Below are 14,590 nucleotides of genomic sequence, written 5' to 3'. Positions count from 1 at the left end.
ACTGGTCATGGCTTCAGTGACGCAATCCGGGACAGGGACCCGCGGCTTCAGGATCAGCAAGAGGGTTCTGCCCTACGTGCTTTCCCTGCCGGCGCTTCTCGTCTGCATCGGTATCCTGATCCCGTTTTTCTCAGCGGTGATCTATTCCTTCCAGCGCTACCGGCTGAGCCAGCCCTGGGCACGCCAGTTCAACTGGGGTGAGAACTACCTGAATTTCTTCACCGATTCCGGCTTCTGGAACACGCTCAGGGTATCGCTGCTCTACGCCGGCACCACCGTGATCCTGGAACTGCTGCTCGGTCTCGGCATCGCGCTGCTCCTGCAGCGGCGCTCGACCGTCAACAATTTCATCTCGATCATGCTGCTCCTGCCGCTGATGACGGCACCGGCGCTCGCGGCGCTGATGTGGAAACTGATGACCAATCCGGGCTTCGGGATCCTCAGCTATTTCGCAAGCCTGATCGGTCTCGAGAACTTCCGCTGGGCCTCGTCGCCGGATACGGCGCTGCTGACGGTCGTGCTCGTCGACATCTGGGTCTACACGCCGTTCATCATGATCCTGCTGCTTGCCGGCCTCAGGTCCCTGCCGACCCAGCCCTTCGAAGCGGCCGCACTCGACGGCGTGCCGCGCACCTTCGTGTTCTTCCGCATCACCCTGCCGATGCTGACGCCCTATATCCTGACGGCGACGCTGTTCCGGCTGCTCGACTCGATCCAGCAATTCGACATCATCTATGCGATGACCCAGGGCGGTCCGGGCGATACGCTCACTGTCTTCCAGGTCGAGGCCTATCTGAACTTCTTCCAGTCGACCAATGTGGGCCGTTCCGCAGCGCTGCTGATCATCCTGTGGGCGATCACCTACACGCTGTCGAACGTCTTCATCAAGAACTGGCTGCGCCTGCGCGAACGCGCCCGCGGCGAGGCATAGGAGGGCAAGATGGAAACCATGTCTCCGCTCGAACGGCTGCTGCGCGGCCTCGCGCTGACGCTGGTCGTCGTCTTCTTCATGTTCCCGATCGTCTGGATTTTCCTGATGTCCTTCCAGACCAACGAGACGATCCTCAGGATACCGCCATCGGTGGTTTTCACGCCGACGCTCGACAATTACGCGGCGCTGATCACCGGCAAGCTGCAGACCGCAGCCGGAACGCTCGACATCGCCTTCATGCGCAACCTCGGGAACTCGGTGTTCCTGTCGGTCGTCTCGGTCGCCGTGGCGCTCGCCCTCGGCGTGCCGGCGGCCTATGCCTTCGCGAGGCACAAGTTCAAGGGGTCGGAGGACATCGCCTTCACGCTGCTCTCCTTCCGTTTCGCGCCGCCCTTGCTGGTGCTCCTGCCGCTGACGCAATATTTCCAGTGGCTAGGCCTCTCGAACACCTATTTCGGACTGATCTGGGTCTATCAGCTCATCTGCCTGCCGCTCATCCTGTGGATCGTCCGCGGCTATTTCGAGGATATCTCGGCCGATGTCGAATATGCCTATCGCATTGCCGGCCATTCCTGGTTTTCGACGTTCCGCAAGATCGCCCTGCCGCTGGCAGGGCCGGGGATCGCCGCGGCCGGCCTGCTCGCTTTCATCTTCGCCTGGAACAATTTCGTCTTCGCGCTGGTGCTGGCATCGGCCGACAAGCAGCCGGTGACGGTTGGCGCCCTTGCTTTCGTCACGGCCTCCGGCATCCAATACGGCCAGATCGCCGCCGCCATCGTGCTGTCGATCACGCCGACGCTCGCACTCGCACTCTACGCCCAGCGCTACCTCGTCGAAGGCCTGTCGCTCGGTGCGGTGAAGGGATAATCGCTGATGACGACATTGCAATTGAAGAACATCGTCAAGCGCTACAAGAGCCAGACGGTTCTCGACGACCTGTCGCTCGAGGTGGCCGATGGCGAGCGCCTGGTGCTCTTCGGCCCTTCCGGCGCCGGCAAGACGGTGCTCCTGAGGCTGGTCGCCGGTGTCATCGACCCGGACGAGGGGCGGGTGCTGATCGGCGGCGAGGACATGACGGAGGTCGATGCGGAGTATCGCGGCGTCGGCATGGCCTTCCAGAATTTCGCGCTGTTCCCGCATATGAGCGCCTTCGACAATATCGCCAGCGCCCTGACGGCCCGCCGGTTTTCGAAGGAGGCGATCGCCGCCGGGGTCGGGAAGGTGGCGAAGCTCCTGAAGATCGACCACGTGCTCACCCACCATCCGAAGGCGCTCTCCAACGGGCAGAAGCAGCGCACGGCGCTGGCCCGAGCGCTGGTCGGCTCGCCGCCACTGCTGCTCCTCGACGACCCGTTGAGGAACGTCGATGCCAAGCTGCGCTTCGAGATGCGCCTGGAGCTGCCGCGGCTGCTCGCCGCGCAGGGCGCGACCGTGATCTATGTCACCCAGGACTACAAGGAGGCGATGGCGCTTGGCGACCGGATCGCCGTGATGTTCGAGGGACGTATCCGCCAGATCGGCACGCCGGCGGATATCTACAATACGCCGGCCGAGATAGAGATTGCCCGGCTGTTCGGCGACCCGACCATCAACCTGCTCGACGTCGTGCCGCAGCGCGGGCCGGACGGCGCCTTCGTGGAACTCTCCGACGTCCGCCTCCGCCTGCCGGGCTTCGGGCCGGAGATCGTCGGAAAATCCTGCGTGCTCGGGATTCGGCCGGAAAGCATCGTCTTCACGGATGCGTCGGCTCCTGGGGCGATCCCGGTGACGGTCGAAGCTGAAACGCCACTCAACGAGAAGACCGTCACCCTGGCTCTGACCGCCCGGCGCCGCGAAATCCTCGTGTCGCGTCCAGCCGGCATGCCGGGCCCGCAAACCGGGCCGGCGTATCTTGCCATCAACAGCCGGGCAACCTTGCTGTTCGACAAGGAAAGCGGCCGGCTGATGCGGCCCTCGGAGCTCGCCTCCAAGCGGAACGGAGAAGCGGCATGAGCGACATCGCGCTTTTGTTGAAGGACGTCGACAAGTTCTATGGGCCGATCGACTTCGGGGTTCACGCCGTGAGGAAGCTCAGCATGGATGTCAGGAAGGGCGAGATCGTCGCGCTTCTCGGCTCGTCCGGCTGCGGCAAGACCTCGACCTTGCGGATGATCGCCGGCTTCGAGGCGGTGTCGCGCGGCAAGATCTCGCTTGGCGGTCGCGAGATCCAGACATTCCCGCCGGTCCGCCGCAACGTGGCGATGGCTTTCGAAGGCTATTCGCTCTATCCGCCGCTGACGGTCAGGGAGAACATCGCCTTTGCGCTGAAGGCTTCGAAGCTATCGCCGAGTATAGTCGACGAGAAGGTGGCGGGCATCGCAAGGCTGCTCGAGATCGAGGACATACTCGGCCGCTATCCGAGCTCGATTTCCGGCGGCCAGCAGCAGCGCGCCTCGCTGGGCCGGGCGTTAATCCGCGACGCCGGCCTGCACCTGCTCGACGAGCCGATGGGCCAGCTCGAGCCGCAATTGCGCGCGGTGCTGCGCGGCCGCATCAAACACTACATCAAGGAGCGTGGGCTAACGGCCATTCTCGTCACCCACGACCAGACCGAGGCGAACGCGCTTGCCGACCGCATTGCCGTCATGGAGGGCGGCGTGCTGCAGCAGTTCGACACGCCGCAGCGGATAAAGGAGCGACCGGCCAATCTCTTCACCGGCACCTTCGTCGGCGAGCCGCCGATGAACGTCTTCGAGGCGAGCGTCACTGCCTCCGAGAGCCGCCTTGCCTTCAGCCTGAAGGATGGGATCCGGCTGGAATACGCGGCTTCCGATTTCTCGCATGCCGTCCGCGACGCGCTGACGAGGCGCGAGCGTGTCGTTCTCGGCGTTAGGCCCTACGCGGTGAAGAGAAGCTCCGATGGTGTCACCGGCCGCGTCGCCGTTAATCAGTGGCTCGGCGACCAGACCCATATCGCCGCGGATTTCGCCGGCGGGACCCTGGTGCTGGTCGAGCACGATCGCGCAAAACTCGAGATCGGCCAGCCGATCGGCATCCGTCTCGAGCCGGCGAGCCTGCACCTCTTCGACGGCGACAGCGGCAAGGCGATCTCGCATGGAGAGGAGCTCGCCTGATGCGCGACGTCCTGATCGGAATCGATGCGGGAACGTCGGTCATCAAGTCGGTCGCCTTCGACCTCGGCGGCCGGCAGCTCGCGATCGCCGCCGTCCCAAACAGCTATGAGGCGGTGGGGCGGACCGGCAGCGTGCAGGATCTCAGCCGCACCTGGGCGGATACCGTCAAAACCCTGGTCGAGCTTTCGGCCGGGGTCGAGAACCTCCCTGGCCGTGTTGCCGCGATTGCGGTGACCGGTCAGGGGGACGGCACCTGGATGATCGACGGCGACGGCGAGCCGGTCGGCAAGGGCTGGCTCTGGCTCGACGCGCGGGCCAGCGAAACCGTCGAGCGGCTGCGCGGCGACAGCGGCGATGTCGAGCGCTTCGCGCGCACCGGTTCGGGGCTCGCAGCCTGCCAGCAGGGGCCGCAACTGCGCTGGATGATGGATCATGCGCCGGAAATGCTTGCCGGCGCGGCGACGGCCTTCCACTGCAAGGACTGGCTCTATTTCAATCTCACCGGACAACGCGCCACCGATCCGTCGGAGGCGAACTTCACCTTCGGCAATTTCCGGGACCGCCAATATAGCGACGAGGTTATTTCCTTCCTCGGCCTAGAAAAGCTGAGGCATTTGCTGCCGGAAATCGTCGATGGGGCGACGTCGCATCATGCGCTGTCAAAGGCGGCCGGGTCGGCGACCGGCCTACCTGCCGGAATACCCGTTGTGCTCGGCTATGTCGACGTGGTCTGCACGGCGCTGGGGGCCGGCCTCTATGATCCGGGGACCGATGCGGGCTGTTCGATCATCGGCTCGACCGGGATGCATATGCGCCTCGCGACGAGTGCCGAGGACGTGCGGCTCAACCGGGATCTGACCGGCTACACCATGTGCATGCCGATCCCCGACACCTTTACGCAGATGCAGTCGAACATGGCGGCAACGCTCAATATCGACTGGATACTCTCGATCGCCGGCGGTGTTTTGAAAGGCATGGGCGTCGAGAAGTCCAAGGGCGAGCTGCTCGCCCATGTCGATGGCTGGCTCCAGGAAGCGAAAGGCACGCCGCTTCTTTTCGAACCCTATATTTCCGAAGCCGGCGAGCGCGGTCCCTTCGTCGATGCCTCGGCGCGCGCTTCCTTCGTCGGCCTGTCGAGCACCCATGGCTTTGGCGACATGCTGCGGGCGGTCTTCGACGGCCTCGCCCTTGCCGCCCGCGACTGCTATGCCGAAATGGGCCCGCTGCCCGAGCGTATTCGACTGACGGGCGGCGCGGCGCGCAGCGCCTCTCTGCGGCGCATCCTTGGCGGTGCGCTTGGCGCCAGCATCCAGACGAGCGAACGGGAAGAGGCGGGGGCGGCGGGCGTGGCGATGATCGCCGCGGTCTCGCTCGGCATCTACCCGTCGATGGCCGATTGCGTCGCCGATTGGGTGCGGCCGCACCAACGCCCGGCCGAACCGGCCGACGAGGAGCTCGTCCGCCGCTATGACGCGCTCTTCCCAGCCTATCAGCAGTCGCGCCTCGCGCTCAGGCCCGTCTGGCATGCGCTCTCCCACGCGGCCGGATCGGCAGATCAACAGGACAGACAGAAATGAAGAAGATAGCCATCATCGGCGACCGGTTCATGTTGCCGGATGTGTTCCGCGACAAGATCGTCGCGGCTTGCGGCGACGGGCACGACATCCGTACGCTCGAACAGCCCTGGCCGGACGTGCCGATGGAACATGGCTACGCCGTCGAAGGCATGGACGGGCTGAAGGAATATCTTGGCAAACCCAAGGAAATCGTTGATTTCATTGGCGATGCGGAAATCCTGGTGACGCAGCTTGCGCCCTTGTCTCGGGCGATGTTTTCCGAACTGCCGCGCCTGAAGCTGGTCGCCGTCTCCCGCGGCGGTCCGGTCAATATCGACATGGATGCCGCCCGCGATGCCGGCGTCCGGGTCGTCAACACGCCCGGCCGCAATGCGAGTGCCGTCGCGGAATTCACCATCGGCGCCATCCTCGCCGAGACGCGGCTGATCCGGGTCGGCCACGAAGCATTGCGTAAGGGCGAATGGCGGGGCGATCTCTACCGTGCCGACCGCACGGGACGGGAACTCTCGGAACTGACGATCGGCGTTATCGGCTACGGCAATATCGGCACCAAGGTCGTCCGGCTGCTGCGTGCCTTCGGCACCGAGGTACTCGTCCATGATCCCTATGTGCAGTTGAGCGCCGAGGACCGCAATGCCGGCGTCGAGCATGTCTCGCGCGACGACCTGCTGGCCCGATCGGACGTGGTGACGCTGCACCCGCGCGTCACGGCGGAGACGCGGAACATGATGAATGCGGAGACCTTCGCGAAGATGAAGCCGGGGGCGGTCTTCGTGAACACCGCACGCGGGCCGCTCTGCGACTATGAGGCGCTCTATGAGAGCCTTGTCAGCGGCCATCTGTCGAGCGCCATGCTGGAGACCTTCGCGGTCGAGCCGGTGCCGGAAGACTGGCCGTTGCTCAAGCTGCCCAACGTCACCCTCACGCCGCATATTGCCGGCGCCTCGGTCAGGACCGTCACTCATGCGGCGGAAATGGCGGCGGAGGAGGTGCGCCGCTACATCGCCGGCCTGCCGCCGGTCAATCCGTGCTGAGGGGGCGGCGATGAGCGACACCCGCACATACGATCTTTTCGTCATCGGCGGCGGCATCAACGGCGCGGGCATTGCCCGCGATGCGGCGGGACGTGGTCTTTCCGTGCTGCTCTGCGAGAAGGACGATCTTGCGCAGGGCACCAGCTCACGGTCCGGAAAGCTCGTCCATGGCGGCTTGCGCTATCTCGAATATTACGAGTTCCGTCTGGTGCGCGAGGCTTTGATCGAGCGCGAGGTGCTGCTCCAATCGGCGCCGCACATCATCTGGCCGATGCGCTTCGTGCTGCCGCACAATCCCGTCGACCGGCCGGCATGGCTCGTCCGCCTCGGGCTCTTACTCTATGACCATCTCGGCGGCCGCAAGCGCCTGCCGGGCACGCGGACGCTCGACCTCAGGACGGCGCCGGAAGGTGCGCCGATCAAGCCGGCCTATCGCAGGGCTTTCGAATATTCCGACTGTTGGGTGGACGATGCCCGGCTCGTCGTCCTGAATGCGCTCGATGCCGAACAACGGGGCGCCCGTATCCTGACCCGCACCGCCTGTTCGAACATCCGCCGCCGCGGCGATCTCTGGCATGTCGAGATGACCGACGCCGTGACCGGCGCGAAGGCCGAAGTTCGGGCGCGCTGCGTGGTCAACACTGCCGGCCCCTGGGTCAACGACGTGATCGGCCGGGTCGCCGGGCTCAATTCCCGGCGCAGCGTGCGGCTCGTCAAGGGCAGCCATATCGTCGTGCCGAAGTTCTGGGAGGGGCGACAGGCCTATCTCGTCCAGAATCCCGACAAGCGCGTCATCTTCATCAACCCCTATCAGAACGATCTGGCGCTGATCGGCACCACCGACATCCCCTACGACGGTCGGCCGGAGGACGTCGCGGCTGACGCCGACGAGATCGCCTATCTCGTGAAATCGGTGAACCGCTATTTCAAGCAGCAGCTTAGCGATGCGGACATCATCCAGAGCTTCTCGGGTGTCAGGCCGCTCTATGACGACAATGCCGAAAATCCGTCGGCCGTGACGCGCGACTATATTTTCGAGCTGGATGCGGCAAACGGAGAGGCGCCGCTGCTGTCCGTCTTCGGAGGCAAGATCACCACCTTCCGCAAGCTTTCCGAGCATGCATTGGAACGGCTGAAGCCCTTTTTTCCGAAGATCGGACCGGCCTGGACGGCGCGCGCCCATCTGCCGGGCGGCGACATGGCGGACGCGGATTTCGACCGGTTCCTCGGCGAGCTCCGGAGCCGCTATCGCTGGCTGCCGGCCGATCTCGCCAAACATTATGCAAGGCTCTACGGCACGCGGACCCATGCGCTGATCGGCGACGCCAATTCGCTCGAGGAACTCGGCACCGCCTTCAGCCGCCTCTTCCGCGAGCGAGAGGCCCGCTTCCTGATCGAGACAGAATGGGCGCGGACAGTGGAAGACCTGCTCCAGCGCCGCACCAAGCATGGACTGCATATGAGCGAAGCCGAAAAGCGGTCCTTCAGCGGCTGGCTCGAGGGCCAGCAGGCAGCAGCATGAGAAAGGGGCAGGCGATGTTGCGAAGCTCCGAGTTCGAAGCGCTTCTGGATCTATCGGCGCGCATCGGCGCCGATCCGGAGCTTGTCCAGGGTGCAGGCGGAAATACCTCGATCAAGGAGGGCGATACTCTCTGGATCAAGGCCTCGGGACTCTGGCTCGCCCAGGCGCATGCCGATGACATCATGGTGCCGGTCGCGCTCGACCCGCTGCTCGATGCCCTGGAGCGAGGCGATCCGGCGGCGGAGAGGGCGCAGGATTTCGTCATCCGGGAGCTCAACCCTTCCGGGCTCAGGCCGTCGATCGAGACCACCGTGCACGCGTTGTTGCCGCAGAAGGTGGTGATCCATGTCCATTGCGTGTCGACAATCGCAACCGTGGTGCAGACCAATGCCGCGGCGATCGCGGCTGAAAGACTTGCCGACATTCCCTACGCCTTCGTTCCTTATGCGCGCCCCGGCCTGCCGCTTGCGAGAGCGATCGGCGAACGGATCGATGCGGAGACGTCCGTGCTGGTGCTCGGCAATCACGGCCTCGCGGTCGCCGGCGATACGATCGAGGACGCGGCGCTTCTTCTTGTCGAGGTCTCCGATCGCTTTGGCGGGCTCGTGCGCCAGGCTCCGGCAGCTGATTTCCAGGCGCTTGCACGCCTGGCCGTCAACAGCGCCTACAGACTTCCGGATGACGAAAGGCTGCATGATGCCGCGACCGATCTCGAAAGCTGCAGGATCGCTGCCGGCGGCAGCCTCTATCCCGACCATGTGATCTTTCTCGGCAAGGGTTCGGTCATCGCCGCGCCCGGGGATACCGCCCTTTCGATCGAGGAGCGCTTTCGTGGCGCCGGAGGGGCGCTGCCACCGCTCCTTCTGTTCCCCGGCAAGGGGGCGTTGGTGCTGAAGGATGCGTCCGCCGGCGCGCTTGCCATGGCCCGCTGCCTTTCGGATGTGGCCGCACGCATCCCGGCGAGCGCCCGGCTGCGCTATCTGACGGATGCCGAAAATGCCGAGTTGCTCGGCTGGGATGCGGAGAAATACCGCCAACAGCTGAACCGGGCCGGGCAGGTGCTGCAATGAGTGGGGAAGACGGGCTCGTCCTCGGCATCGATGTCGGCACCTCCGGGGCACGTGCCGTTGCGATGGATAGTGCCGGCGACATCGTCGCGACGGGTGCAGCCAAGCTCGCTGTCTTTTCCGGGGACCATCGTGATCCGCTCGGCTGGTGGAAGGCGCTGCAGGCAGCGCTTCTGGAGACGCTGGCGACGATCGCTCCGGCGCGCGTGCGGGCGATCAGCATCGACGGCACCTCCGGCACGATGCTGCCGGTTGCCGCCGACGGGGCGCCGCTTGCGACTCCGCTGATGTATAACGACCCGGTCGCAGACCCCGCCATTCTCGACAGCATTGCCGCGCATGCGCCGAAGGAAAGCGCCGCCCACGGCGCGACCTCCGGTGTCGCCAAGCTCCTGGCGTTTCAATCGCTCCCCGGCGTCTTCCGCGTGATCCACCAGGCCGATTGGCTCGCCGGGCATTTTACCGGCCTCTACGACGTTAGCGACGAGAACAATGCGCTGAAGACCGGCTACGATCCGGCCAGCCGTTGCTGGCCGGACTGGCTGGCGCGGACCGGCGCGCGGACCGGACTGCTGCCGGACGTCCTGCCGGCCGGCGCACCGGTTGCGACGCTTTCGCCTGCGGCAGCGGATGCCTTCGGCCTGCCGGGCGACGTGGTCGTCGTTGCCGGCACGACAGACGGCTGTGCCTCGTTCCTGGCCACCAGCGCGGACAGGCCGGGCGACGGCGTCAGCGCGCTCGGCACGACCCTGACGGTGAAGATGCTGTCGGACCGGCCGCTGTTTGCCCCGGAATACGGGCTCTACAGCCACCGGATCGGCGACATGTGGCTTGCCGGCGGTGCTTCGAACACGGGCGGTGCGGTCCTCGCCGCCCATTTCAGCGCCGAGCGGATCGCCGAACTTTCCAAAACCATCGATCCCGCGACCGAGACAGGGTTCGATTTCTACCCGCTGACCAAGCCCGGCGAACGCTTCCCGATCGCCGATCCGCAGCTGATGCCGCGCATGACGCCGCGCCCCGCAGAAGACGGCGACTTCCTCAAGGCAATCTTCGAAGGGATCGCCGGCGTCGAGGCACTGGCCTATGAACGGCTCGTCTCACTTGGCAGCCCCCGGCTTTGCTCGGTCCGCACCGTCGGCGGCGGCGCCAGGAACCCGGCCTGGGCGGCGATCCGTGAGCGCAAACTCGGCGTGCCGTTTCTGCCGGCCAAATCCGAGGAGGCGGCCGCCGGCACAGCGCGGCTGGCGCTTTCCGGCGCGAGAAAGGCGGGCGTGCTATGAGCGCCGTTCGTACAATCCTCGGCCTATCCGTGATCGCCGACGCCTATGATGCCTTCCTGGTCGATCAATTCGGGGTCTTGCGAGACGGGCGCGGCCCCTATCCCGGTGCCGCCGAGACGCTCGTCCGCCTGAAGACGGCCGGCAAGCGGATCATCATTCTATCGAATTCCGGCAAGCGCTCGGCCGAAAACGACCGCCGGCTGGCAGAGCTCGGCTTCGAGCCCGGCAGCTGGGACTGGTTCCTGACCTCGGGGGAGGTTGCCTGGCAGCTTCTGAACCAGGAAGCGGCGGCCACGGCGGGCGGGACGCGCAAATGCCTGCTGGTCAGCCGCGACGGAGACCTGTCACCGCTCAACGGTCTCGATCTCGTCCGGACCGATAGCGGCGAGGCGGCCGATATCGTGCTCATCGCGGCAAGCGAGGGCGACGTCTATCCGCTTGCCCATTACGAGGACCTGCTTCGACCGGCGGCGCGGCGCGGTGTTCCCTGTCTCTGCACCAATCCGGACAAGGTGATGCTGACGCCGAGCGGCCAAGCCTTCGGCGCCGGCCGCATCGCCGAGCTCTATGAAGGGCTTGGCGGCAAGGTGCGCTGGATCGGCAAGCCGTTCCCCGACATCTACGACTTGGCGCTCGATTTCCTCGGCCGGCCCGATCCGGCGCGGGTCTGTGCGATCGGTGACAGCATCGAGCATGACATTGCCGGCGCGACCGGAGCCGGACTCGGATCGGTACTGGTCACCACCGGCATTCTCGAGCACCAGTCGGAGGAAGAGCGTCGGAGGCTCTTCGACGAGCACGGCGTCACGCCCGATTTCATTCTCCCGAGATTTCTCTGGTAGCCAGGAGACCGGCCATGGCCTTCACGCTGTCGCTCAACACCAATCCACTCGTCAACCGCTTTGCCGAGCCGGACGACCTGATCGACACGATCGCCGAGAAGATCCGGATCGGCTACGTGCAACTCACCCACGAATTCGTCAATCCGGCCTGGCCGGCGGCGACAATCAGGAAGGTAACCCGGCAATTCCGGGCGGCCCTTGTCCGCACCGGCGTGAAGATCACCTCAGGGATGACCGGTCCCTATGGTCGGCTCAACCACTTCGGCCATCCGGACCCCGATGTGCGCCGCTACTATGTCGACTGGTTCAAGACCTTCGCCGATATCGCGGCCGAACTCGGCGCCTCCGGCATCGGCACGCAGTTCGCGATCTTCACCCTCAAGGATTACGACGAGCCGGTGCGGCGCGAGGAACTGATGGCGATCGCCTTCGACTGCTGGCGCGAGGTGGCGGAGCACGCCAAGGCGGCGGGTCTTTCCTATGTCTTCTGGGAGCCGATGTCGGTCGGCCGTGAATTCGGCCATACGATCGATGCATGCCGGGCGCTCGACCGCCGTTTCGCCGAGGCCGAGCTGCCGATCCCGATGAAGATGATGGTCGATATCGACCACGGCGACGTGACCTCGGACAACCCCGCCGATGTCGATCCCTATGCCTGGGCGGAGGCCTTTCCGCGGCAATCGCCGATCATCCATATTAAGCAGTCGTCGATGAACAAGGGTGGCCATTGGCCCTTTACCGCCGCCTACAACAGGGACGGTCGCATCACGCCGGAGCGCCTGCTCGATGCCGTCAGGAAGGGCGGCGGGACGGACAACGAGATCTGCCTTGAACTGTCGTTCCGCGAACGCGAGCCGACCGATCACCGGGTGGTCGAGATGATCCGGGAGTCGGTGGCGTTCTGGGAGCCTCACATCGATACGGGGTTTAATGACCGGTAAAATAACAATGTAATGTCACAAAATAACATATAATGAGTTGAAAGATCACATATCCGTGTTATGTTCTCGTTGGGATGGGGGCTGGATCCGCACCGAAGGGACGATGACAGTGAAGCCGGAAGACAGGCGACAGGCGATCATGGACGTGTTGATGGAGGCGGGAACGGCCTCCGTCGAAGACCTTTCGATTCGCTTCGGCGTCAGCAAGATGACCGTGCATCGCGACCTCGACGACCTGGAGCAGGCCGGGCTTTTGCGCAAGGTGCATGGGGGCGCGTCGATCCAGTCGAGCCCGCAGTTCGAGAGCGATTTCCGCTACCGCGAGAAGATCGCCACGGCTGAGAAACGGCGGATTGCCGAACATGCCGTGACGCTGATCGAACCGGGCCAAAGCATCATCATCGACGACAGCTCCACGGCCGGCGCGATCGCCGCCTGCGTCAAGGATATCCGCCCGCTCACCGTCATTACCAACAATCTCGGCGTCATTGTCGAGCTGTCGGGCGCGCCGGGCATCAGCCTAATCGCGCTCGGCGGCCAGTACAGCAAGAAATTCAACGGCTTCTTCGGCATCGTCACCGAGGAGGCGCTGCGTTCGCTCAGAGCCGACGTCGCCTTCCTGTCGAGTTCGGCGATCGAAGGCGCAACCGCCTTCCACCAGGACCAGGAGGTCGTGCAGACGAAGCGCCAGATGGTGAAATCGGCGACGCGCAAATACCTGCTCGTCGACCACGACAAGTTCGGGCGCCCGGCCCTGCATTACCTGACCGGGCTCGAGGTCTTCGATGCGGTGCTGACCGGCAGAGAGGTTTCGCAAGGCCATGCCGCAGCGCTCGGCGATGCCGGCGTCAAGCTCATCACGGTCGAGGATCGGCAAATGGCGGAGAAGACATGAGCAAGTCGCGGCTCTGGGTCGGTACCAGCTGGAAGATGAACAAGACGCTCTCGGAGGCGATCGCCTTCGCCGATGGGCTTGCGGCCGCCGATGCGAAGCGTGACGACCGCATCCAGCGTTTCGTCATTCCGCCGTTCACAGTGGTCCGCGAGATGAAGGAGAGACTGAAGGAGACGAGCGTCAAGATCGGCGCACAGAACATGCATTGGGAGGATGCCGGCGCCTGGACCGGCGAAATCTCCCCCCTGATGCTGAAGGATTGCGGGCTCGATCTTGTCGAACTCGGTCACAGCGAGCGGCGCGAACATTTTGGCGAGACCGATCGCAGCGTCGGTCTCAAGACGGCGGCGGCCGTCAGGCATGGCCTCGTTCCGTTGATCTGCATTGGCGAGACGCTCGCCGAACGGGAGGCGGGCGAGGCCGATGCGGTGTTGAAGCGTCAGGTGGAAGGGGCGTTCGCGCTCCTCGATGGCGCCGCGAAACAGGCGCCGATCCTGCTCGCCTACGAGCCCGTCTGGGCGATCGGCGTCAACGGCATACCGGCGACCGCCGATTACGCCGATGCCCGCCACCAGCGGATTGCCGAGGTGGCCGAGGCGGCGCTCGGCGTCGCCGTGCCGGTGCTCTACGGAGGCAGCGTCAATCCTGGAAACTGCGAGGAACTGATCGCGCAGCCCCATGTCGACGGCCTCTTCATCGGCCGTTCTGCCTGGGAGGTCGACGGCTACCTCGACATTCTGGAGCGGGTCGCCGGCACGATCTGACCGGCCGAAGGATTAGAACAAGTGCGGAAGGAAACACCCATGAAAATCGCAATCGGAGCCGATAGCGCAGGCAAGCCGTTGCTCGACGTCATCGCCGCCCATCTCGCCGGCCGGAGCGACGTCGAGGTCAAGGATCTGAGCCAGGCCGGCTTCTACGCCGACCTGTCTGAGCATCTCGCAAAGACGATCACCGCCGGGGAGAACGACCGCGGCATCCTGATCTGCGGCACGGGCATCGGCGTCTGCATCTCCGCCAACAAAGTACCCGGCATCCGGGCCGCGCTCACCCACGACACCTATTCGGCCGAGCGGGCCGCGAAGTCCAACAACGCGCAGATCATCACCATGGGCGCGCGGGTCATCGGCCCGGAGCTGGCGAAATCGATCGTCGATACCTGGCTCGCCGCCGAATTCGATCCGTACGGGCCGTCCGCCGGCAATGTCCAGGCAATCGATCGCCTAGATGCCGGTAAGTAAGGCTCCATTTCTGCATCGCACGTGATCCTCCCTCGTGCGGTGCGGCGTTGACGCCCGGCAGCAATGCCGGGTGTTTTCGTGTGTGCCGAGCAGCTCGACAGTTTGGAGGTCAGCGAACTTGTGGTCGCGGCTCGATCTCGACCA

14 protein-coding genes are annotated in these 14,590 nt (G+C 64.8%); all 14 read left to right on the top strand.

Features of this window, described 5'->3' with window-relative positions:
- Positions 1 to 7: 7 nt before the first annotated feature.
- Positions 8 to 931, top strand: a complete 924-nt coding sequence (locus NGR_RS08415; RefSeq protein WP_015887826.1) for a carbohydrate ABC transporter permease — start codon at positions 8 to 10, stop codon at positions 929 to 931.
- Positions 932 to 940: 9 nt separating this feature from the next.
- Positions 941 to 1,798: a carbohydrate ABC transporter permease gene (locus tag NGR_RS08410; protein ID WP_015887825.1), complete on the top strand. Its 858-nt coding sequence runs from the start codon at positions 941 to 943 to the stop codon at positions 1,796 to 1,798.
- Between the two features lie 6 nt (positions 1,799 to 1,804).
- A complete protein-coding gene (locus NGR_RS08405; RefSeq protein WP_015887824.1) occupies positions 1,805 to 2,923 on the top strand; it encodes an ABC transporter ATP-binding protein in 1,119 nt (372 codons plus the stop codon).
- On the top strand, positions 2,920 to 4,044 hold the full coding sequence (locus NGR_RS08400; RefSeq protein ID WP_015887823.1) for an ABC transporter ATP-binding protein: 1,125 nt from the start codon (positions 2,920 to 2,922) through the stop codon (positions 4,042 to 4,044). Before NGR_RS08405 ends, NGR_RS08400 begins: the two co-directional genes overlap by 4 nt.
- A complete protein-coding gene (locus NGR_RS08395) occupies positions 4,044 to 5,621 on the top strand; it encodes an FGGY-family carbohydrate kinase (protein WP_015887822.1) in 1,578 nt (525 codons plus the stop codon). Before NGR_RS08400 ends, NGR_RS08395 begins: the two co-directional genes overlap by 1 nt.
- Positions 5,618 to 6,655, top strand: coding sequence for a 2-hydroxyacid dehydrogenase (locus NGR_RS08390; protein ID WP_015887821.1), 1,038 nt, complete (start codon positions 5,618 to 5,620; stop codon positions 6,653 to 6,655). The genes NGR_RS08395 and NGR_RS08390 overlap by 4 nt, the downstream gene beginning before the upstream one ends.
- A 10-nt stretch (positions 6,656 to 6,665) precedes the next feature.
- Positions 6,666 to 8,177: a glycerol-3-phosphate dehydrogenase gene (locus NGR_RS08385; protein WP_015887820.1), complete on the top strand. Its 1,512-nt coding sequence runs from the start codon at positions 6,666 to 6,668 to the stop codon at positions 8,175 to 8,177.
- A gap of 14 nt (positions 8,178 to 8,191) precedes the next feature.
- A complete protein-coding gene (locus tag NGR_RS08380) occupies positions 8,192 to 9,247 on the top strand; it encodes a class II aldolase/adducin family protein (protein ID WP_015887819.1) in 1,056 nt (351 codons plus the stop codon).
- Positions 9,244 to 10,527: an FGGY-family carbohydrate kinase gene (locus NGR_RS08375; RefSeq protein ID WP_015887818.1), complete on the top strand. Its 1,284-nt coding sequence runs from the start codon at positions 9,244 to 9,246 to the stop codon at positions 10,525 to 10,527. Before NGR_RS08380 ends, NGR_RS08375 begins: the two co-directional genes overlap by 4 nt.
- A complete protein-coding gene (locus tag NGR_RS08370) occupies positions 10,524 to 11,369 on the top strand; it encodes a TIGR01459 family HAD-type hydrolase (protein ID WP_015887817.1) in 846 nt (281 codons plus the stop codon). Before NGR_RS08375 ends, NGR_RS08370 begins: the two co-directional genes overlap by 4 nt.
- Positions 11,370 to 11,383: 14 nt before the next feature.
- Positions 11,384 to 12,310: a sugar phosphate isomerase/epimerase family protein gene (locus NGR_RS08365; protein WP_015887816.1), complete on the top strand. Its 927-nt coding sequence runs from the start codon at positions 11,384 to 11,386 to the stop codon at positions 12,308 to 12,310.
- Between the two features lie 109 nt (positions 12,311 to 12,419).
- Positions 12,420 to 13,205 carry a DeoR/GlpR family DNA-binding transcription regulator gene (locus tag NGR_RS08360; protein ID WP_015887815.1) on the top strand — a complete coding sequence of 262 codons (786 nt, stop codon included), beginning with the start codon at positions 12,420 to 12,422 and terminating at the stop codon, positions 13,203 to 13,205.
- On the top strand, positions 13,202 to 13,969 hold the full coding sequence (locus NGR_RS08355; RefSeq protein WP_015887814.1) for a triose-phosphate isomerase: 768 nt from the start codon (positions 13,202 to 13,204) through the stop codon (positions 13,967 to 13,969). The genes NGR_RS08360 and NGR_RS08355 overlap by 4 nt, the downstream gene beginning before the upstream one ends.
- Positions 13,970 to 14,008: 39 nt before the next feature.
- Entirely contained in the window at positions 14,009 to 14,446 is a 438-nt protein-coding gene (locus NGR_RS08350; protein WP_015887813.1) for an RpiB/LacA/LacB family sugar-phosphate isomerase, read from the top strand.
- Positions 14,447 to 14,590 lie beyond the last annotated feature (144 nt).

It is taken from the genome of Sinorhizobium fredii NGR234, assembly GCF_000018545.1.
Lineage (GTDB): Bacteria > Pseudomonadota > Alphaproteobacteria > Rhizobiales > Rhizobiaceae > Sinorhizobium > Sinorhizobium fredii_A.
The sequence above is the reverse complement of the archived record's forward strand: the minus strand, read 5'-3'. Positions and strand labels throughout refer to the sequence as shown.

What these genes read in the sequence shown, in the direction of transcription:
- NGR_RS08415 (WP_015887826.1), top strand. Translation starts at nt 8, where the DNA reads ATGGCTTCAGTGACGCAATCCGGGACAGGGACCCGCGGCTTCAGGATC.
- NGR_RS08410 (WP_015887825.1), top strand. Translation starts at nt 941, where the DNA reads ATGGAAACCATGTCTCCGCTCGAACGGCTGCTGCGCGGCCTCGCGCTG.
- NGR_RS08405 (WP_015887824.1), top strand. Translation starts at nt 1,805, where the DNA reads ATGACGACATTGCAATTGAAGAACATCGTCAAGCGCTACAAGAGCCAG.
- NGR_RS08400 (WP_015887823.1), top strand. Translation starts at nt 2,920, where the DNA reads ATGAGCGACATCGCGCTTTTGTTGAAGGACGTCGACAAGTTCTATGGG.
- NGR_RS08395 (WP_015887822.1), top strand. Translation starts at nt 4,044, where the DNA reads ATGCGCGACGTCCTGATCGGAATCGATGCGGGAACGTCGGTCATCAAG.
- NGR_RS08390 (WP_015887821.1), top strand. Translation starts at nt 5,618, where the DNA reads ATGAAGAAGATAGCCATCATCGGCGACCGGTTCATGTTGCCGGATGTG.
- NGR_RS08385 (WP_015887820.1), top strand. Translation starts at nt 6,666, where the DNA reads ATGAGCGACACCCGCACATACGATCTTTTCGTCATCGGCGGCGGCATC.
- NGR_RS08380 (WP_015887819.1), top strand. Translation starts at nt 8,192, where the DNA reads ATGTTGCGAAGCTCCGAGTTCGAAGCGCTTCTGGATCTATCGGCGCGC.
- NGR_RS08375 (WP_015887818.1), top strand. Translation starts at nt 9,244, where the DNA reads ATGAGTGGGGAAGACGGGCTCGTCCTCGGCATCGATGTCGGCACCTCC.
- NGR_RS08370 (WP_015887817.1), top strand. Translation starts at nt 10,524, where the DNA reads ATGAGCGCCGTTCGTACAATCCTCGGCCTATCCGTGATCGCCGACGCC.
- NGR_RS08365 (WP_015887816.1), top strand. Translation starts at nt 11,384, where the DNA reads ATGGCCTTCACGCTGTCGCTCAACACCAATCCACTCGTCAACCGCTTT.
- NGR_RS08355 (WP_015887814.1), top strand. Translation starts at nt 13,202, where the DNA reads ATGAGCAAGTCGCGGCTCTGGGTCGGTACCAGCTGGAAGATGAACAAG.
- NGR_RS08350 (WP_015887813.1), top strand. Translation starts at nt 14,009, where the DNA reads ATGAAAATCGCAATCGGAGCCGATAGCGCAGGCAAGCCGTTGCTCGAC.